Origin of the sequence: Billgrantia endophytica (genome assembly GCF_002879615.1) — a bacterium.
In the GTDB taxonomy this organism is placed as follows: Bacteria; Pseudomonadota; Gammaproteobacteria; order Pseudomonadales; family Halomonadaceae; genus Halomonas; species Halomonas endophytica.
Genome location: NZ_PNRF01000027.1, coordinates 138,609 through 157,121 on the forward strand (window position 1 = coordinate 138,609; position 18,513 = coordinate 157,121).

20 protein-coding genes are annotated in these 18,513 nt (G+C 61.9%); 19 read left to right on the plus strand and 1 reads right to left on the minus strand.

What is annotated here, in order from left to right; all coding sequences use genetic code 11:
- Position 1: 1 nt before the first annotated feature.
- A complete protein-coding gene (hemJ, locus tag C1H69_RS12700; protein ID WP_102653772.1) occupies positions 2–433 on the minus strand; it encodes a protoporphyrinogen oxidase HemJ in 432 nt (143 codons plus the stop codon).
- A gap of 270 nt (positions 434–703) precedes the next feature.
- Here hemJ and argC point away from each other — a divergent pair, with 270 nt between their 5' ends.
- The 19 genes from argC to mgtE all read left to right on the plus strand — a co-directional run bounded on the left by argC (position 704) and on the right by mgtE (position 18,283).
- On the plus strand, positions 704–1,738 hold the full coding sequence (argC, locus tag C1H69_RS12705) for an N-acetyl-gamma-glutamyl-phosphate reductase (RefSeq protein ID WP_102653773.1): 1,035 nt from the start codon (positions 704–706) through the stop codon (positions 1,736–1,738).
- Between the two features lie 120 nt (positions 1,739–1,858).
- The gene (erpA, locus tag C1H69_RS12710; RefSeq protein ID WP_102653774.1) at positions 1,859–2,212 is read left to right on the plus strand and encodes an iron-sulfur cluster insertion protein ErpA; all 354 of its coding nucleotides are present in this window, start codon (positions 1,859–1,861) and stop codon (positions 2,210–2,212) included.
- A gap of 104 nt (positions 2,213–2,316) precedes the next feature.
- On the plus strand, positions 2,317–3,105 hold the full coding sequence (locus C1H69_RS12715) for a transporter substrate-binding domain-containing protein (RefSeq protein WP_102653775.1): 789 nt from the start codon (positions 2,317–2,319) through the stop codon (positions 3,103–3,105).
- Positions 3,106–3,204: 99 nt separating this feature from the next.
- Entirely contained in the window at positions 3,205–3,876 is a 672-nt protein-coding gene (locus tag C1H69_RS12720; protein ID WP_102653776.1) for an amino acid ABC transporter permease, read from the plus strand.
- A 26-nt stretch (positions 3,877–3,902) separates the two neighbouring features.
- Positions 3,903–4,664, plus strand: coding sequence for an amino acid ABC transporter ATP-binding protein (locus C1H69_RS12725; RefSeq protein WP_102653777.1), 762 nt, complete (start codon positions 3,903–3,905; stop codon positions 4,662–4,664).
- 528 nt (positions 4,665–5,192) lie between these two features.
- Positions 5,193–7,088: a tRNA uridine-5-carboxymethylaminomethyl(34) synthesis enzyme MnmG gene (gene mnmG, locus C1H69_RS12730; protein ID WP_102653778.1), complete on the plus strand. Its 1,896-nt coding sequence runs from the start codon at positions 5,193–5,195 to the stop codon at positions 7,086–7,088.
- Entirely contained in the window at positions 7,085–7,750 is a 666-nt protein-coding gene (gene rsmG / locus C1H69_RS12735; RefSeq protein ID WP_102653779.1) for a 16S rRNA (guanine(527)-N(7))-methyltransferase RsmG, read from the plus strand. The genes mnmG and rsmG overlap by 4 nt, the downstream gene beginning before the upstream one ends.
- Positions 7,751–7,778: 28 nt before the next feature.
- The gene (locus tag C1H69_RS12740) at positions 7,779–8,549 is read left to right on the plus strand and encodes a ParA family protein (RefSeq protein ID WP_102653780.1); all 771 of its coding nucleotides are present in this window, start codon (positions 7,779–7,781) and stop codon (positions 8,547–8,549) included.
- Between the two features lie 56 nt (positions 8,550–8,605).
- Entirely contained in the window at positions 8,606–9,520 is a 915-nt protein-coding gene (locus tag C1H69_RS12745; RefSeq protein WP_102653781.1) for a ParB/RepB/Spo0J family partition protein, read from the plus strand.
- A 193-nt stretch (positions 9,521–9,713) separates the two neighbouring features.
- Entirely contained in the window at positions 9,714–10,118 is a 405-nt protein-coding gene (locus tag C1H69_RS12750; RefSeq protein ID WP_102653782.1) for an ATP synthase subunit I, read from the plus strand.
- 12 nt (positions 10,119–10,130) lie between these two features.
- The gene (atpB, locus tag C1H69_RS12755; protein ID WP_102653783.1) at positions 10,131–10,958 is read left to right on the plus strand and encodes a F0F1 ATP synthase subunit A; all 828 of its coding nucleotides are present in this window, start codon (positions 10,131–10,133) and stop codon (positions 10,956–10,958) included.
- 66 nt (positions 10,959–11,024) lie between these two features.
- Positions 11,025–11,252: a F0F1 ATP synthase subunit C gene (gene atpE / locus C1H69_RS12760; protein ID WP_010625958.1), complete on the plus strand. Its 228-nt coding sequence runs from the start codon at positions 11,025–11,027 to the stop codon at positions 11,250–11,252.
- Between the two features lie 73 nt (positions 11,253–11,325).
- On the plus strand, positions 11,326–11,796 hold the full coding sequence (locus C1H69_RS12765; RefSeq protein WP_102653784.1) for a F0F1 ATP synthase subunit B: 471 nt from the start codon (positions 11,326–11,328) through the stop codon (positions 11,794–11,796).
- A 12-nt stretch (positions 11,797–11,808) separates the two neighbouring features.
- The gene (locus tag C1H69_RS12770) at positions 11,809–12,345 is read left to right on the plus strand and encodes a F0F1 ATP synthase subunit delta (RefSeq protein WP_102653785.1); all 537 of its coding nucleotides are present in this window, start codon (positions 11,809–11,811) and stop codon (positions 12,343–12,345) included.
- Between the two features lie 16 nt (positions 12,346–12,361).
- Positions 12,362–13,906, plus strand: a complete 1,545-nt coding sequence (gene atpA, locus C1H69_RS12775) for a F0F1 ATP synthase subunit alpha (RefSeq protein WP_102653786.1) — start codon at positions 12,362–12,364, stop codon at positions 13,904–13,906.
- A gap of 71 nt (positions 13,907–13,977) precedes the next feature.
- On the plus strand, positions 13,978–14,859 hold the full coding sequence (gene atpG / locus C1H69_RS12780) for a F0F1 ATP synthase subunit gamma (protein WP_102653787.1): 882 nt from the start codon (positions 13,978–13,980) through the stop codon (positions 14,857–14,859).
- Between the two features lie 65 nt (positions 14,860–14,924).
- Entirely contained in the window at positions 14,925–16,301 is a 1,377-nt protein-coding gene (gene atpD / locus C1H69_RS12785; protein ID WP_102653788.1) for a F0F1 ATP synthase subunit beta, read from the plus strand.
- A gap of 25 nt (positions 16,302–16,326) precedes the next feature.
- Positions 16,327–16,755 (plus strand): F0F1 ATP synthase subunit epsilon, encoded by a 429-nt coding sequence (locus C1H69_RS12790; RefSeq protein ID WP_102653789.1) that lies wholly within the window; start codon positions 16,327–16,329, stop codon positions 16,753–16,755.
- A gap of 154 nt (positions 16,756–16,909) precedes the next feature.
- A complete protein-coding gene (mgtE, locus tag C1H69_RS12795) occupies positions 16,910–18,283 on the plus strand; it encodes a magnesium transporter (protein WP_102653790.1) in 1,374 nt (457 codons plus the stop codon).
- Positions 18,284–18,513: the final 230 nt, after the last annotated feature.

Consider the following 18,513-nt stretch of genomic DNA (forward strand, 5'->3'; position numbering starts at 1 on the left):
GTCAGAAAGGCTTGAGCACGGCAAGAATCACGATGGCCAGCAGGGCGATGACGGGCAATTCATTGAACCAGCGGAAGAAGACATGACTCCTGGTACAGCGACCCGCAGCGAACTGCTTCAGATAGATCAGGCAGACATGGTGATAGCCCACCAGCAACGCCACCAGCAGCAACTTGACATGCACCCATCCCATGCTGAGCCAGTGAGGCATCAGAAACAGCATCCAGATGCCCAGCCCCACCACCAAGATCATCGAGGGGATCATGATACCCCGGTAGAGCTTGCGCTCCATGACGAGAAAATAGTCGATGGCCTGCTGCTCGCCCTTGTCACGGGCCATGGCGTGATAGACATACAGGCGCGGCAGATAGAACAGCGCAGCGAACCAGGCCACCACGGCCACGATATGCAACGCCTTGATCCACAAGTACATGGGGTCTCCTCAGTGGTAACGAATGGCACAAGACCAAACACCTGGACGGTAGTATCGCTCGATGGTATCGCGGGTAAAGACGCGGCACGGCAATGTTCCTGCGCAGCCGGTTTTACCGGGCGGTTGGGCCGCCACCCTATCTCTTGTGTATCATAACCGGAAGGAGTGGTCCCAGCGCCGGGCACTTGCTCGGATCAGTCCCTCATCGTCCACACGGCCACAAGCGGGCCCAGGCCGCAAGCGGGCCCAGGCCGCAAGAAGGAGTCCATCGTGATCAAGGTTGGAATCGTTGGCGGCACCGGCTATACCGGTGTCGAGCTGCTCAGGTTGCTGGCTCAGCACCCAAGGGTCGAGGTCGAAGCCATCACCTCGCGCTCCGAGTCAGGCATGCGTGTCAGCGAGATGTACCCCAACCTGCGCGGTCACTATGACGACCTGGCCTTCAGCGAGCCTGATGCCGAGCGGCTGGGCGCCTGCGATGCGGTCTTCTTCGCCACCCCCCATGGCGTGGCCCATGCACTGGCCGGTGAACTGCTGGCCAAGGGCACCCGTGTCATCGATCTGTCAGCCGACTTCAGGTTGCGTGACGCCGACGAGTGGTCCAGCTGGTACGGCCAGCCCCATGGCGCTCCGGAATTGCTCGACGAAGCGATCTACGGCCTGCCGGAGATGCATCGCGAGAAGATCCGCAACGCACGGCTGATCGCCGTCCCGGGCTGTTACCCCACCGCAGTGCAACTGGGCCTGTTGCCACTGCTAGAGGCGGGCCTGATCGATGCCGACCATATCATCGCCGACTGCAAGTCCGGCGTGACCGGTGCCGGAAGAGGCGCCAAGGTGCCTTCGCTGCTGGCCGAAGCCAGTGAATCGATGAAGGCGTATGGCGCCGCGGGACATCGCCACCTGCCCGAGATCCGCCAAGGGCTCGGTGACGCCGCCAGGGGCCCGGTGGGCCTCACCTTCGTGCCACACCTGACACCGATGATTCGTGGCATCCATGCGACTCTCTATGGCAGGCTGACCCGTGATCCCGGCGATCTGCAGACCCTCTTCGAATGCCGCTTCGCCGCCGAGCCCTTCGTCGATGTCATGCCCGCCGGCAGCCATCCCGAGACCCGCAGCGTCAAGGGCGCCAACGTCTGCCGCCTGGCGGTGCATCGCCCTGGAGACGGTGATACGGTCGTAGTGCTCTCGGTCATCGATAATCTGGTCAAGGGGGCTTCGGGGCAGGCGATCCAGAATCTCAACCTGATGTTCGGGTTCGACGAGAACGCAGGACTCGCGGCTCCCGCGTTGATGCCATGATGAACACGGATGACGGGCAGGCGATAGCAAACGCATATCCCGACAATAGTTGACCCTTTTGCTAGGGATTGTGGATAATCGCGTGTTACCCATTTCACTCAAGCTCAGGGGAGGACGCCCATGAGCGGCGCAGAATCTTTCGTGCCTACTCCCATGATGCTCTCCGACAGTGCCAGAAAACGGCTGCAGGCGCTCATCGAGGAGGAAGGCAAACCAGGGCTCAAGCTGCGGGTCTATGTGACTGGCGGCGGCTGTTCGGGCTTCCAATATGGTTTCGACTTTGCCGATGACATCGGTGACGACGATGCCCTGATCGAGTTCGGTGAAGTGGCCCTGGTGGTCGACGAACTCTCCTATCAGTATCTGGTGGGCTCCACTGTGGATTATGAAGAAGGCCTCGCCGGGGCTCGCTTCCTGGTCCAGAACCCCAATGCCACCACCACTTGCGGCTGTGGTGCTTCCTTCATGGTCTAGGCCATACCGGCATCTTTCTACCTCCCTGACTTGACGCTTTTCGGGATTCTAACCATGTTGAATGGGGTGAATCCCATGAAAAACATCCTATAACGGGGAGCCCAATGAAACATTCTTGCTTCACTTCATCTCGATTCAAGCAAACCATTCTGGTCTCTGCCCTGGCGCTCGGCATTGGCCTTTCCGGCGTCGCCCTGGCCGACAGACCTTCCGTCAACGTGGTCACCGACCCCAGCTTCGTGCCCTTCGAGATGATGGACCCGGATACCGGCGAGATGATCGGTTTCGACATGGACATCATCAACGAAGTCGCCGAGCGTGCCGGCTTCGAGGTCGACCTGACCACCATGGAGTTCGCCGGCATCATCCCGGCGGTTCAGACCGGCAGCCAGGAAATCGCCATCGCCGGTGTCACCATTACCGAGGAACGCGCCCAGATCGTCGACTTCTCGGACCCCTACTACGATTCCGGCCTGCAGATCATCGTGCGCGCCGACAACGACAGTGTCGAGACCATCGAGGATCTCGAAGGCCTTTCCATCGCCACTCGTATCGGCTCGACCAGCTATGACTTCCTTCAGGAAACTCTGGGCGACAGTGCCGACATCACCCCCTACCCGGGCAACAGCGACATGTACATGGCGCTGCTGGGTCGCAACGTGGACGCCGCCTTCTATGACGCCCCCAACGTCTCCTACTTCTCCCAGACCCGCGGGGAGGGCCGTACCAAGGTGGTAGGCCCTTTGTACGAAGGCCAGCAGTACGGCATCGTCTTCCACAAGGGCAGCGAGTGGGTCGAGCCGGTGAACGAGGCCCTCGCCGAGATGCAGGAGGACGGCACCTACGACGAGATCTACGAGAAGTGGTTCGGCGAAACCCCGAATGACGAGTGACCCCCAGGGCTGATCGGCCCAATCAGCGGGGCCGGGTGGCAAGTCCCCCGGCCCCGCCTGCGTCTACGTTTCAGTCTCTGAGATTGTGGAGTGACACACGTGGAAGTGACCTTTCAGTTCGATTGGGCGGCTGCGTTCCGTTCGATTCCCCACCTGCTGCCTGGCATCCCCTGGACACTGCTGATTTCCTTCGGCGGCCTCGCCATCGGCTTCTTCATCGGCATCTTCTTCGGCTTGCTGCGCATCAGTCCGATACGCTGGCTGCGTTGGCCCGCCATCCTCTATATCGAAGTCTTTCGCGGTACTCCCATCCTGGTGCAGGTTCTGTTCATCTTCTATGGCCTGCCCCAACTGCTGGGCGGCCCCATCAATGCCCTGACCGCCGGTATCGCCGCCATCGCCATCAATTCCGGCGCCTATATCTCGGAGGTGGTGCGCGGTGGCGTACAGTCGATCGAGCGCGGCCAGCGGGAAGCCGGCCTGTCTCTCGGTCTGTCACGCAGCCAGGCATTCCGTTACATCATCTGGCCCCAGGCATTTCGGCGCATGATTCCACCGCTGGGCAACCAGGGAATCATCAGCATCAAGGATACCTCGCTGTTCTCGGTGATCGGCGTCGGTGAGCTGGTGCGTCAGGGGCAGATCTACATCGCCACGACGTTCACCGCGCTGGAGGTCTACTTCATGGTGGCCCTGATGTATCTGGCCATTACCTGGAGTCTTTCCATCGCCTTGCGCCTGCTCGAGCGCAAGGGCCTCGTTGGCCAGTAAAGGGGCAGGAAAAGGGGAACCACCGCATGACAGAGTCCGTATCCAATCCCATTGTGCGCATGGCAAAGGTCAACAAGCACTTCGGCAGCCTGCATGTCCTCAAGGATATCGACCTGCAGGTAAAACCCGGTGAAGTGGTCGTCGTCATCGGCGCCAGCGGCTCGGGAAAATCCACCCTGATCCGCTGTATCAACGGCCTGGAGGAGTTCCAGGAGGGTCATATCGAGGTCGACGGCAACGAGCTGCTCCCCGACGGCAGAAGCAGCAAGGCACTCCAGCGGATCCGCACCGAGGTCGGCATGGTCTTCCAGCAGTTCAACCTGTTCCCGCATTTGAGCGTACTCGACAACGTGACGCTGGCGCCGATGAAGGTACGCGGCTGGAACCGTGCCGATGCCGTGAAGACAGGGGAGCGGCTGCTCGACCGTGTCGGCATCAGCGATCAGGCCATCAAGTATCCCAGCCAGCTATCGGGCGGCCAGCAGCAGCGTGTTGCCCTGGCCCGGGCGCTGGCCATGGAACCGCGCCTCATGCTGTTCGATGAGCCCACTTCGGCTCTCGACCCCGAGATGATTGGCGAAGTACTCGATGCCATGCGCGAACTGGCCCGGGAAGGCATGACCATGATCATCGTGACCCACGAAATGGGCTTTGCCCGGGAGGTCGCTGACAGGGTGATCTTCATTCATCAGGGGCAGATCCTTGAGGAAGCTCCCCCCGCCGACCTGTTCGACAACCCGCGTCACGAACGCACTCAAAGCTTCCTGTCTCGGGTACTGAAGCACTGAAATACCTCCCCCGCGCACCCGAAAAAGGCCTTGTCGGTAGTGACAGGGCCTTTTTTTGGCTGTGGACAACTTTTTTCTCACCTGCCGACATTCCGGTCCTACCCGGCGTCATAGCGGCCTTTGCTCACTTCCATGACATTGTTCACAGCTACGGTGACAAGCCAGGTAGCCGCCGGTGGACAAGCGGTGCAGAATCGCACCTGTGTGCAACTCGGCATTTCATCCACAGGCTCCGCACCAGTCGCCCTCAGCTACATAGCGCTTTCCCCTGTCGTTCATCAACAATTCAATTGCATGAAAAATAACGGAAAAATAAGGTTATCCACGGATTCTGTCCACACTAGTAGTAACAACAACAACAGAACTTCCTTTAAATCATTCTATTTTATTTATGTAAAACCGAGAGACCCCTCCGGTTGGTTGACCCCATGTGGAAAACCCCTGACGCTTACCCACAGGAGGTTTATACTGCCAGGCTGATTTTTCACCCCGACGCAATATCCGCGCACAAGCGCAATGAGGTGCATCTTGGATTACCCCGACCGCTTTGACGTCATCGTCATCGGCGGCGGCCATGCGGGAACCGAAGCCGCCTTGGCCTCCGCCCGCATGGGCTGTCAGACCCTGCTGCTGACCCACAACATCGAGACCCTGGGCCAGATGTCCTGCAATCCCGCCATCGGCGGGATCGGCAAGAGCCATCTGGTCAAGGAGATCGATGCCCTGGGCGGCGCCATGGGCCTGGCCACCGACATGGGTGGCATCCAGTTTCGCGTGCTGAATGCCCGCAAGGGGCCGGCAGTACGAGCGACCCGGGCTCAGGCCGATCGGGTTCGTTACAAGGCCGCCATTCGGGGAATGCTGGAGAGTCAGCCCAATCTGACGTTGTTCCAGCAGGCGGCAGGCGATCTGATTGTCGAGAACGATACGGTCCGTGGCGTCGTGACCGAGACGGGCATCCACTTTCACGGGAGTAGCGTGGTGCTGTGTACCGGGACCTTCCTGGGCGGTGTGATACACATCGGCCTCGACCAGAGTCGGGGGGGGCGTGCAGGCGATCCGCCTTCCAATGCCCTGGCGGAACGCCTGCGGGCACTGCCGTTCCGGGTCGATCGGCTCAAGACCGGTACCCCTCCGCGGCTCGACGCCAAGAGCATCGATTTTTCCGTGCTCGAGGAGCAGCCCGGCGATACCCCGACCCCGGTCATGTCCTACCTGGGGCGTCGCGAGATGCACCCACGGCAGGTGAGCTGTCACATCGCGCATACCAACGAGCGCACCCATGAGATCATCCTGTCCAACCTGGATCGTTCGCCGATGTACTCCGGTGTGATCGAAGGCGTCGGGCCCCGCTATTGCCCGTCCATCGAGGACAAGGTGCACCGGTTCGCCGACAAGTCGAGCCACCAGATTTTCATCGAACCGGAAGGGCTGGATACCCGCGAGCTCTACCCCAACGGGATCTCCACCTCGCTGCCTTTCGACGTCCAGCTGCGGGTGGTTCGCTCGGTCAAGGGCCTGGAGAACGCGCACATCACCCGGCCTGGCTATGCCATCGAGTACGATTTCTTCGACCCGAGGGATCTCAAGCACTCGCTGGAGACGAAATTTATCCACAACCTGTTTTTCGCCGGCCAGATCAACGGCACCACCGGCTACGAGGAAGCCGGTGCCCAGGGCCTGCTGGCAGGGCTCAACGCCGCCCGCCGGGCCAGGGACCTGGAAGCCTGGTGGCCCCGTCGTGACGAAGCCTACCTGGGCGTGCTGGTGGATGACCTGATCTCCATGGGAACGAAAGAGCCCTACCGCATGTTCACCTCGCGGGCCGAATATCGCCTGCTGCTGCGTGAGGACAATGCCGATCTCCGCCTTACCGAGTCCGGCCGCGAGCTGGGCCTGGTCAACGATGGCCGCTGGGAAGCCTTTGCCACCAAGCGCGAGGCCATCGAACTCGAGAGCGCCAGGTTGAAGGCGACATGGGTACAACCCGGCAGCGCCGCCGCCGATGGCGTTGCCGCCAAGACCGGCAAGCCGCTGTCCCGTGAGTACAGCCTGATGGATCTGCTCAAGCGCCCGGAACTGGGCTATGCGGACATCGCTTCCCTGGACGGCGAGCCGGTAGGCGACGAGACCGTGGCCGAGCAGGTACAGATCCAGGCCAAGTATCAGGGTTACATCGAACGCCAGCAGGACGAGATCGACCGCCTCAAGCGCCACGAGGCCACACCGCTGCCCGCCGAGCTGGATTACGACCGGGTCGAGGGGCTCTCCCACGAGATCCGCCAGAAACTCGGCGAGGCACGCCCGGCCACCCTGGCCCAGGCCTCTCGCATTTCCGGCGTGACGCCGGCGGCGGTCTCCATTCTGTTGATTCATCTCAAGAAGCGTCGTCTGCTCGATGATAGTCGGGTGGCCAACGGATGAGTGATGCCGTAACGTCGACTGTCGAGAGACGCCTTGATGAAGGAGTGTCGGAACTGGGTATCGTGGTCGATCGGCTCCAGCGCGAGCGCTTGCTGGGCCTGGTGGAATTGTTGCACAAGTGGAATCGCGCCTATAACCTCACCGCGATACGCTCACCCGATGAAATGGTGCCCAAGCATCTGCTGGACAGCGCTGCCGTACTGCCCTTCGTGAGCAACGGGCCGCTGCTCGACGTGGGAGCGGGGCCGGGTCTTCCGGGACTGGTACTGGCGATCCTGAAGCCCCGGCTTGCGGTCACGCTGCTCGACAGCAACGGCAAGAAGGTTCGCTTCCAGCGACAGGCGGTAATGGAGCTCGGGTTGACCAACGTGACGTCGGTGCAGGCCCGGGTGGAGGCCTTCGAGCCGCCCGAGAACGGCTATGCCCAGGTGATTTCCCGGGCCTTCGCCAGCCTGGGCGACTTCTTGCGTCTGACCGGGCACCTGCCTTGTCCCGGCGGGTGCTGGCTGGCCATGAAGGGGCCCGGCGCCGACGATGAGCTGGCCGGGTTGCCTGAAGGCGTCTCGATTCGTGAGCGTCATGGCTTGACGGTGCCCTTCACGACGGGAAGCCGTCAGTTGTTGATTGTCGAGCGAACCGATTTCAACCCAGGCCGCCGGTGAGCGTGCCATTGACGCAAGGAAGTCGCCCGTGACCCAGATAATCGCCTTGACCAATCAGAAGGGTGGCGTGGGCAAGACCACCACCGCCGTCAACCTGGCCGCCAGCCTGGCGGCACTGGATCGTCGCGTGCTGCTGGTCGATCTGGACCCACAGGGCCATGCCACCATGGGCAGTGGCATCGACAAGCATGATCTGGATGGCAGCGTGCTTGACATGCTGCTGGGCGAGAAAACCGCGCTGGAGGTCATGCTCGACTGCCCGGCGGCCGGCTATGCGCTGCTGCCTGGCAATGGCGACCTGACGGCCGCCGAAGTGGAACTGCTGGATCGGCCCGAGGGGCGTGAACGTTGCCTGGTCGAAGCCTTGAACACCGTGTCCGGCGAGTACGACGTGGTGCTGATCGACTGTCCGCCATCGCTCAACATGCTCACCGTCAACGCCCTGACCGCCGCCGATGGCGTCTTGATTCCCCTGCAGTGCGAGTTCTATGCCCTGGAAGGCCTCTCGGCACTGCTCGATACGGTGGAACAGATCAAGGATAGGGTGAACCCGGGGTTGGCGGTATATGGCATCCTGCGCACCATGTTCGATTCTCGCAATAGCCTTACCCGGGATGTCAGCAAGCAGCTTCGGGACTATTTCGGCGAAGCGCTGCTCAAGACCACCATCCCGCGCAACGTCCGGGTCGCCGAAGCGCCAAGCCACGGGTTGCCGGTCACCAAGTACGCGCGCTTCTCACGGGGCAGCCAGGCCCATCGAGTACTGGCCAAGGAGCTGATTCGTCGGCTGTCGCTCTAGTCCGGTCGTGATGTGCCGCCTGCCGTAACTCGCTCGTTGTGATGAGGGAAAAGTAGATGACGCGAAAACGCGCCCTGGGTCGCGGCCTGGATGCCCTGATCGGTGCCGGTGCCCGCCGCCGCGAAAGCCTCGAGCTGCCCGAGGTCGAGATGCATCCCGCCGAAGGGGAGACGCCACCCTCCGATACGGTGGCTGATGAACGCCTCGAGCGCCTGCCGCTGGGGCAACTGATTCGCGGCAAGTACCAGCCCCGTCGCGATATCCAGCCAGAGGCGCTGGAGGAGCTGGCCGATTCGATACGCGCCCAAGGGGTCATGCAGCCCATCGTGGTGCGCCCCATCGGAGAGCACCGCTATGAGATCATTGCCGGCGAGCGGCGCTGGCGGGCCGCCCAGTTGGCGGAACTCGACACCATCCCGGCGGTGATCCGCGAAGTCAGCGACGAAGTCGCCCTGGCGCTGGCGTTGATCGAAAACATCCAGCGTGAGGATCTCAATCCGGTCGAGGAAGCCATGGCGCTCAAGCGTCTGCTCGATGAATTCGAGCTGACCCAGCAGCAGGTGGCGGACGCTGTCGGCAGGTCACGCGCCCAGGTTGCCAACCTGCTGCGCCTGCTGTCCCTGGACCCAGAGGTGCAAACGCTGCTCGAGCGCGGCGACCTGGACATGGGGCATGCGCGGGCGCTGCTGGCGCTTTCCGGTGCCAGGCAGCGCAAGGCGGCCCACGAGGTGGTCAACAAGGACCTCACCGTTCGCGATACCGAAGCGCTGGTCAAGCGGCTGGTGAACGGCGAACCGAGAAAGGCGGAGGCAGCCGCGACCAGCCCTGACGTGGCGCGTCTCGAGACCCGCCTTGGCGAAGTGCTCGGTGCACCGGTCAAGATCCAGCACGGTCGAGGCGGCAAGGGGCGTGTCACGATCCGCTATTCGAGCCTGGACGAACTGGACGGCATTCTGGAACACATCCGCTAGGCGTTCGTGGTGCAAGGTGTCGACAATCCTTGCACCTTTGGTCGCAAAGTCGCACCATTCGGCACCAAAAGAGCGTCGTTCGGTTGAAGGCCCAGAGGCGCTTCCCTATAATCCGCCGTTGTTTGCCTGAGTGTCACGCTCGGTTCAGCCGGCACCCGGACCCTGCATCGGCAGGGCAGGAAACGTCGACAGGATGCACAGACACGTTGCCATGAGGCGCCGGCGCCTGGACTTCACCCGCCTGTTCCTGGCTCAGGGTCTGGCCACCCTGATCGTAGCGTTGCTGGCCGGCCTGCGGCACGGCCACGAGGGGGCGTTGTCTGCCCTGCTCGGCGGGATGGTCAGCCTGGTGCCCACGCTCTATTTCGTCTGGCGTGGCCTGCGTGCCCGGGATGGACGTCGCCCCCGGGTCAGCGTGCTGAACCTGTATCAGGCAGCAATGGGAAAGTTCGGTTTGACGGTAGCACTGTTCGTGATCGTCTTCGTCACAGTGCCCCCTTCAAACCCGGCTTTTTTCTTTGTCGCATATGTGGCGGCTCAATTCATGCACTGGCTGACTCCCTGGCTCTTGCGTGACCGGCCGACCCACCGAACCTGAGGTAAGCAGCGTATGGCAGCAGATAATGAAATATCCGCCATCTATTACATACAGCACCACCTCCAGAATCTGACCTTCGGCAGGCATCCCGAGAACGGCTGGTCGCTTGCCAGCTCGTCCACCGAAGCCACCGAGATGGGTTTCTGGGCCGTCCACCTGGATACCATGGGCTGGTCCATCGCCATGGGCGTGCTGTTCCTGGGGCTGTTCCGCAAGGCGGGCCGCATGGCCACCACCGGCGTGCCGGGCGGGCTGCAGAACGCTGTCGAGATGGTCATCGAGTTCATCGAGAACCTGACCCGCTCCACCTTCCACGGCAAGAATCCGCACATCGCGCCGATAGCGCTGACGCTGTTCATGTGGATCCTGCTGATGAACACGCTGAAGATCATACCGGTCGACTACTTCCCGGAGCTGTTCGGTCGCCTGGGCCTCGAGTACATGAAGATCGTGCCCACCACCGACGTCAATGCCACCCTGGGCATGGCGCTGGGCGTGTTCTGCCTGATCGTCTTCTACAGCATCAAGGTCAAGGGTGCCGGCGGGTTCGTCAAGGAGCTCTCGCTGACGCCGTTCAACCACTGGCTGCTGATCCCCTTCAACCTGATCCTCGAAATCGTCGGCCTGATCGTGAAGCCGATCAGCCTGGCACTGCGTCTGTTCGGCAACATGTTCGCGGGTGAGGTGATCTTCATCCTGATCGCGCTGCTGCCGTTCTGGGCGATCTGGCTGCTGGATGTGCCCTGGGCCATCTTCCATATCCTGGTGGTGTCACTGCAGGCGTTCATCTTCACGACGCTGTCGATCGTGTACCTGAGTGCCGCTCACGAACACCACTGAGCCAAGCAACCTTTGCAAACGCGGTAACTTGAAACCTGACCTCAACGTAAAACTAGGAGCAACATCATGGAAATCGTCTACCTTGCTGCGGCCATCATCATCAGCGTCAGCGCCCTGGCCACCGGCATTGGCTTCGCCATGCTGGGCGGCAAACTGCTCGAGTCCACCGCGCGTCAGCCTGAGCTTGGCGACCAGCTGCAGACCCGTACCTTCATCATGGCGGGCCTGCTCGACGCCGTGCCGATGATCGGTGTTGGTATCGCGATGTACCTGATCTTCGTCGTTGCCGGTTAATGACAGCACCGAGCGCTGAGGCGCTCGGTCCGCTTCTATCCGGTCGCCACGAACCCGTCAGAGGTACATACCCGTGAATATCAACATGACGCTTATCGGACAAACGATCGCCTTTGCGATCTTTGTCTGGTTCTGCATCAAGTACGTGTGGCCACCGATCAGCTCCGCGCTCCATGAGCGCCAGAAGAAGATCGCCGATGGCCTCGACGCGGCCAGCCGGGCGTCCCGCGACCTCGAGCTTGCTCAGGAGCAGGCAGCCCAGACGCTGCGCGAGAGCAAGGAGCAGGCCTCCCAGATTCTCGACCAGGCTCACAAGCGCTCCACTCAGATGATCGAGGAAGCCCGCGAGCAGGCCCGTGCCGAAGGCGAGCGCCTGGTGGCCAGTGCCCGTGCCGAGATCGACCAGGAAATCCATCGCGCCAAGGAAGAGCTTCGCGCCCAGGTGGCTGGACTGGCCATCGTCGGTGCCGAGCGTGTTCTGGAAGCCTCCATCGACGAGAAGGCACACCGCAAGCTGCTAGACAAGCTTGCTGCCGAACTGTGAAGGAGGTGACCCATGGCGGAAACGTCTACTGTCGCACGACCCTACGCCAAGGCCGCGTTCGACTACGCGCGTGACAACGAGGCGCTGGAAAGCTGGTCCGACATGCTGGCCAAACTGGGCCAGGTCGTCGCGGAGCGTGATGCTCAGAAATTGATCGCGAGTCCCAAGCTTGCCGCCGACCGCAAGGTCGATCTGGTGATCGAGCTGGCCGACATCAGCGTGGATGACGCTGTCCGTCGCTTTCTCGAAACCCTGGGTGAGAAGGGGAGACTGACGGCCCTGGGTGCGATCGCCGAGCAGTTCGAGCGCCTGCGCGCCGATCATGAACAGCGCGTCGACGTCACCGTGGTCTCGGCTTTCGCGCTCGACGACAAGCAGCAGAACAAGCTCGCCGGCGCGCTCAAGAAGCGGCTGAATCGCGAAATCTCCATTACCACTCAGGTGGATCCGAAGCTTCTCGGAGGCGTCATCCTGCGCGCCGGCGATACCGTCATCGACGGATCGGTGCGCGGTCGACTGAATCGCCTCTCCGAAGCCCTTACCGCCTGAGTCTGAGGGACATGGCATGCAGCAACTGAATCCTTCCGAGATCAGCGACATCATCAAGCAGCGTATCGAAAAGCTGGATGTCGCATCCGAAGCCCGTAATCAGGGCACCATCGTCAGCGTCTCCGACGGCATCGTGAAAATTCACGGCCTCGAGGATGCGATGTTCGGCGAAATGATCGAATTCCCCGGCAGTATCTACGGCATGGTACTCAACCTGGAGCGCGACTCCGTGGGTGCCGTGGTACTTGGCGACTACCTGCAGCTCGAAGAGGGCATGACCGCCAGCTGTACCGGTCGCATCCTCGAGGTGCCGGTCGGCCCCGAACTGATTGGCCGCGTCGTCGATCCGCTGGGCAACCCCATCGACGGCAAGGGCGATATCAGCGCCAAGATGACGGACGCGGTGGAAAAGGTCGCCCCGGGCGTCATCACTCGTCAGTCGGTCGATGAGCCGATCCAGACCGGCCTCAAGTCGATCGACGCCATGGTGCCGATCGGCCGCGGCCAGCGTGAGCTGATCATCGGCGACCGCCAGATCGGTAAGTCGGCGATCGCCGTCGACGCCATCATCAACCAGAAGGGCAAGGGCGTCACCTGTATCTACGTCGCCATCGGTCAGAAGCAGTCGACCATTGCCAACGTGGTGCGCAAGCTCGAAGAACATGGCGCCATGGATCACACCATCGTGGTTGCCGCCGGCGCTGCCGATCCGGCCCCGATGCAGTTCCTGGCTCCCTATGCCGGCTGCACCATGGGAGAGTACTTCCGCGACCGTGGCGAAGACGCCCTGATCGTCTATGACGATCTGACCAAGCAGGCGTGGGCCTACCGTCAGGTCTCCCTGCTGCTGCGTCGTCCGCCGGGCCGCGAAGCCTATCCGGGCGACGTCTTCTATCTCCACTCGCGCCTGCTCGAGCGTGCCGCTCGCGTCAATCCCGAGTACGTCGAGAAGTTCACCAACGGTGAAGTGAAGGGAAAGACCGGCTCGCTGACCGCGCTGCCGATCATCGAGACCCAGGGCGGCGACGTCTCGGCGTTCGTTCCGACCAACGTGATCTCGATCACCGACGGTCAGATCTTCCTCGAGACCGACCTGTTCAACTCGGGTGTCCGCCCGGCCATCAATGCCGGTCTCTCGGTATCGCGGGTGGGGGGGGCGGCCCAGACCAAGATCATCAAGAAGCTGGGCGGCGGTGTGCGTCTGGCACTGGCCCAGTACCGCGAGCTGGCAGCCTTCTCGCAGTTCGCTTCCGACCTGGACGAAGCGACCCGCAAGCAGCTGGAGCACGGCCAGCGTGTCACCGAGCTGATGAAGCAGAAGCAGTATTCGCCGCTCTCCGTGGCCGAGATGGGGGTGTCCCTGTATGCCGCCAACGAAGGCTTCCTGGATGATGTCGATGTCAGCAAGGTCCTGGACTTCGAGCGTGCCCTGCACGACTACATGAAGTCCGAACATGCCGAGCTGCTCGACCAGATCAACCAGACTGGCGACTACAGCAAGGAGATCCAGGAAGGCTTGAAGTCGGGTCTCGAGAAGTTCAAGGCCACTCAGAGCTGGTAAATGCCGCCGGCCCACCCCCTGGAGGGTGGGCCCTGGACATCTTCTGAGGGTCAAGAACGAGGTAGATCGCTATGGCAGCTGCAAAAGAGATACGCACCCAGATCGGGAGCATCAAGAATACGCAGAAGATCACCAGCGCCATGGAAATGGTCGCTGCATCGAAGATGCGTAAGGCACAAGATCTGATGAGGGCCAGCCAGCCTTACGCCCGTCAGATCCGCAACGTCGTGAGCCATATTGCCGACGCCAACCCCGAGTACCGCCACGACTACATGATCGAACGCGACGTACAACGGGTCGGCTATATCGTGGTCTCCACCGACCGCGGCCTGTGCGGCGGCCTGAACGTCAACCTGTTCAAGGTCGTTCTCAGGGATGCCAAGGCATGGCGCGACAAGGGCGCGGAGCTCGATTTCTGCGCCCTGGGCAGCAAGGCCAGCGGCTTCTTCCGCAGCTACGGGGGCAACCTGGTGGCGGCGAAGAGCGGGCTGGGTGAGTCGCCCGAGGTCGAGGATCTGATCGGTAGCGTCAAGGTCATGCTGGATGCGTATGACGAGGGGCGCCTGGATCGGCTGTTCGTGGTGTACAACGAGTTCGTCAACACCATGACGCAGAAGCCGGTGGTCAGGCAGGTACTGCCCCTGTCTCCCGATATGGGAGCGGATACGCATGATGAAGACAACAAGCGTCCCGGAAGCTGGGACTACCTGTATGAGCCGGATGCCAAGGCGCTGCTCGATAGCCTGCTGGTTCGTTTCATCGAATCGCAGGTCTATCAGTCGGTGGTCGAGAATGGCGCCTGCGAACAGGCAGCGCGGATGATCGCGATGAAGAGCGCCACTGACAATGCCGGCGGTCTGATCGACGACCTGGAGATGGTGTACAACAAGGCCCGTCAGGCCGCCATCACCCAGGAAATCTCCGAGATCGTCGGTGGCGCCGCCGCCGTATAGCGCCAGGGGAGGGTTCGCCCTCCCGGCATGCAGGTTTCATTTTCAGGTATTTGAGAGGAACCAAGATGAGCGGACGTATCGTACAAATCATCGGCGCGGTGATTGACGTAGAGTTTCCGCGGGACGATGTTCCCAAGGTCTACGACGCGCTGAAGGTCTCGACTGCCGAGACAGTGCTCGAAACCCAGCAGCAGCTGGGCGACGGCGTGGTGCGCACCATCGCCATGGGCTCCACCGAGGGGCTCAAGCGTGGTATGGAGGTCACCAACACCGGTGCCGCCATTTCCGTGCCCGTGGGCAAGGAAACACTGGGTCGCATCATGAACGTGCTCGGCGAGCCGATCGATGAAGCGGGTGACATTGGTGAACAGGAGCGCATGCCGATCCACCGCAAGCCACCGACCTATGCCGAGCAGGCCGCTTCCAACGAGCTGCTCGAGACCGGCATCAAGGTCATCGATCTGGTCTGCCCGTTCGCCAAGGGCGGCAAGGTCGGCCTGTTCGGCGGCGCCGGCGTGGGCAAGACGGTCAACATGATGGAGTTGATCCGTAACATCGCCACCGAGCACAGCGGTTACTCCGTGTTCGCCGGTGTCGGTGAGCGTACCCGTGAGGGTAACGACTTCTTTCACGAGATGACCGAATCCAACGTTATCGACAAGGTATCGCTGGTCTACGGTCAGATGAACGAGCCGCCGGGCAACCGTCTGCGCGTGGCCCTGACCGGCCTGACCATCGCCGAGAAGTTCCGCGATGAAGGTCGTGACGTGCTGCTGTTCGTCGACAACATCTACCGCTATACCCTGGCCGGTACCGAAGTGTCCGCACTGCTGGGCCGCATGCCTTCCGCGGTAGGCTACCAGCCGACCCTGGCCGAGGAGATGGGGGTCCTTCAGGAGCGCATCACCTCCACCAAGACTGGCTCGATCACGTCCGTACAGGCGGTATACGTACCGGCGGATGACCTGACCGACCCGTCGCCGGCGACCACCTTCTCGCACCTGGACGCGACAGTGGTACTGGCGCGCTCCATCGCCGAGCTGGGTATCTACCCGGCCATCGATCCGCTGGACTCCACCTCGCGTCAGTTGGATCCGCTGGTCGTCGGTGAAGAGCACTACGACACCGCTCGCGGTGTGCAGAACGTGCTGCAGCGCTACAAGGAGCTCAAGGACATCATCGCGATCCTGGGCATGGACGAGCTGTCCGACGAGGACAAGCTGGCCGTATCCCGGGCGCGGAAGATCCAGCGCTTCCTGTCGCAGCCGTTCTTCGTTGCCGAGGTGTTCACCGGCTCCCCGGGCAAGTACGTGTCGCTGAAGGACACCATTCGTGGTTTCCAGGGTATTCTTGGTGGCGAATACGACGATCTGCCGGAGCAGGCCTTCTACATGGTGGGCAGCATTGACGAGGCCGTCGAGAAAGCCAACCAGATGAAGTAAGGCCGTCCACCAGGGGGACTTCGCTATGGCGAACAGCTTCAAGTGCAACATCGTCAGCGCCGAAGAGGCGATCTTCTCGGGTGAAATCGAGCAGCTCGTCGCTTCCGGCATGATGGGCGACCTGGGCATCCTGCCCGGGCACGCCCCGCTGCTGACCGAGCTTCAGCCAGGTCCGATTCGGGTGATCCACGACGGTGGCGCGGAAGAGAACTTCTACGTCTCCGGCGGCTTCCTGGAAGTGCAGCCGGACGTGGTCACCATCCTGGCCGATGCGGCTTCTCGGGCCGGCGACCTCGACGAGGCCGCCGCCGAGGAGGCCCGTCAGCAGGCGCTGAAGGCATTCAATGACAAGTCCGCGGAGCTGGATTACACCCGTGCCGCCGCCGAGCTTGCCGAAGCCGTGGCCCAGCTGCGTACGATACAACAGCTGCGCAAGAAGGGCGGTAAGGGCTGATTCTGGTCCTTGCCGTGTAAAACGCCCCTCGAACACTGTTCGAGGGGCGTTTTCGTCTCTGGTATGATGCGCCCATGGCGCCGGGTCGCTCCCGAACCGCCCTCATACGCCCCGTGATAGTCATCGTCTTTCGTGGCGGCGCCAGGAGATGCCCATGTCACTGAATGAAACTCTGCAGGATCAGAAGGACACTCTGCTGGAGGCGCTCCACAATGAGGAGAATGAGCGCCTCGACGAGTTGCTGCCGGAACTGCGTGCCGCCGATCTGGCGGAAATACTCGAGGAAATTGTCGAGGAGGAAGCCAATATCCCCCTCGTGCTGAGGCTGCTGGACTGCCTCCCCATCGAGCGTCGTGCCAATGTTCTCGGCTACCTGCCGGGGGATGAGCAGCTGGAGATCGCCGAGGCCATCTCCGACGACATGCTGCTTTCGATACTCGAGGAAATGGGGTCGGATGAGCGGGCCGACCTGTTCAATCTGCTGGGTGAAGACAGACGCGAAACCTTGTTGCGTCGCATGGCACGTCAGGAACGGGAGGATCTCAAGCGCCTGGCGAGCTACGAGGAGGGCACCGCCGGGGCGATCATGACCTCGGACTACGTGGCGATTCCCAGCGGCATGACGGTATCCCAGGCGATGATGCGGGTGCGCCAGACCGCTCCGGACGCCGAGACCGTCTATCAGCTTTATATCATCGATTCGGATGGTCGACTGGCGGGCACCATGTCGCTGCGTCAACTGATGGTGGCAAGGCCCGGGGCACAGGTCGATGATTTGATGATCAAGGACGTGATCAGCACCCAGGTGGACGAGGAGCAGGAAGAGGTCGCCCGACTGATATCCCGTTATGACCTGCTGGCCATGCCGGTCACCGACCACGATGAGCGGCTGGTGGGCATAGTGACACACGATGATGCCATGGACGTGGCGGAATCCGAGGCGACCGAGGATTTCCACAAGGGGATGTCCATCGGCCAGCTGGAGGATGGGGTCAGCCGGGTCCCGATCTGGAGTCTCTATCGCAAGCGGGTGACCTGGCTGGTACTACTGGTTTTTGCCAACCTCTTTTCCGGTGCCGGCATCGCCTATTTCGAGGACACCATCGCTGCCCAGGTGGCGCTGGTGTTCTTCCTGCCGTTGTTGATTGGCAGTGGTGGCAATGCCGGAGCTCAGGCCGCCACCCTGATGGTGCGTGGTATGGCCACCGGCGACGTGGGGGTAAAGGACTGGAGCAAGCTGCTCGGTCGTGAGCTCCTGGTGGCGGGAGCCCTGGGACTGACCATGGCGCTGGCCGTGGCACCCATCGGTGTGATGCGTGGCGGTGAGGCGGTCGCCATGGTGGTGGCCATGAGCATGGTGACGATCGTACTGTTCGGCAGTCTGCTGGGAATGTGCCTGCCGTTCGTGCTCAACCGGGTGGGCTGGGACCCGGCTACTGCCTCGGCGCCGCTGGTGACGACCGTCATCGATGCCTGCGGCGTGGTGATCTATTTCAGCATCGCAACGGCGATACTGACGGGACTTTGATCGCTCTTTGGCTGTCGGACCCTGGAAAGCGTTACGGTTCGCCCTGGTACGGTGCCGGTTGTCACTTCCTGTCCTTGAGCCATGAGCGAATCACCACAACCAGGATGACCGACAGCAGAATGGAGAAGGGAATGGCGATGAGCAGGACGGCAGGCTTGATCATCTCTGCGGCCATGGGGTCTCCTTCGAAAGTGACTGGCGGGGGAAGCATACCCTCCGGGATCGATGCC

Bases quoted from the DNA above. Each gene is read 5' to 3' on its own strand.
- hemJ (WP_102653772.1), bottom strand. From the start codon at position 433: ATGTACTTGTGGATCAAGGCGTTGCATATCGTGGCCGTGGTGGCCTGG.
- atpE (WP_010625958.1), top strand. From the start codon at position 11,025: ATGGAAATCGTCTACCTTGCTGCGGCCATCATCATCAGCGTCAGCGCC.
- atpD (WP_102653788.1), top strand. From the start codon at position 14,925: ATGAGCGGACGTATCGTACAAATCATCGGCGCGGTGATTGACGTAGAG.
- atpA (WP_102653786.1), top strand. From the start codon at position 12,362: ATGCAGCAACTGAATCCTTCCGAGATCAGCGACATCATCAAGCAGCGT.
- rsmG (WP_102653779.1), top strand. From the start codon at position 7,085: ATGAGTGATGCCGTAACGTCGACTGTCGAGAGACGCCTTGATGAAGGA.
- mgtE (WP_102653790.1), top strand. From the start codon at position 16,910: ATGTCACTGAATGAAACTCTGCAGGATCAGAAGGACACTCTGCTGGAG.
- atpG (WP_102653787.1), top strand. From the start codon at position 13,978: ATGGCAGCTGCAAAAGAGATACGCACCCAGATCGGGAGCATCAAGAAT.
- C1H69_RS12745 (WP_102653781.1), top strand. From the start codon at position 8,606: ATGACGCGAAAACGCGCCCTGGGTCGCGGCCTGGATGCCCTGATCGGT.
- C1H69_RS12715 (WP_102653775.1), top strand. From the start codon at position 2,317: ATGAAACATTCTTGCTTCACTTCATCTCGATTCAAGCAAACCATTCTG.
- erpA (WP_102653774.1), top strand. From the start codon at position 1,859: ATGAGCGGCGCAGAATCTTTCGTGCCTACTCCCATGATGCTCTCCGAC.
- C1H69_RS12750 (WP_102653782.1), top strand. From the start codon at position 9,714: ATGCACAGACACGTTGCCATGAGGCGCCGGCGCCTGGACTTCACCCGC.
- atpB (WP_102653783.1), top strand. From the start codon at position 10,131: ATGGCAGCAGATAATGAAATATCCGCCATCTATTACATACAGCACCAC.
- C1H69_RS12725 (WP_102653777.1), top strand. From the start codon at position 3,903: ATGACAGAGTCCGTATCCAATCCCATTGTGCGCATGGCAAAGGTCAAC.
- C1H69_RS12770 (WP_102653785.1), top strand. From the start codon at position 11,809: ATGGCGGAAACGTCTACTGTCGCACGACCCTACGCCAAGGCCGCGTTC.
- C1H69_RS12790 (WP_102653789.1), top strand. From the start codon at position 16,327: ATGGCGAACAGCTTCAAGTGCAACATCGTCAGCGCCGAAGAGGCGATC.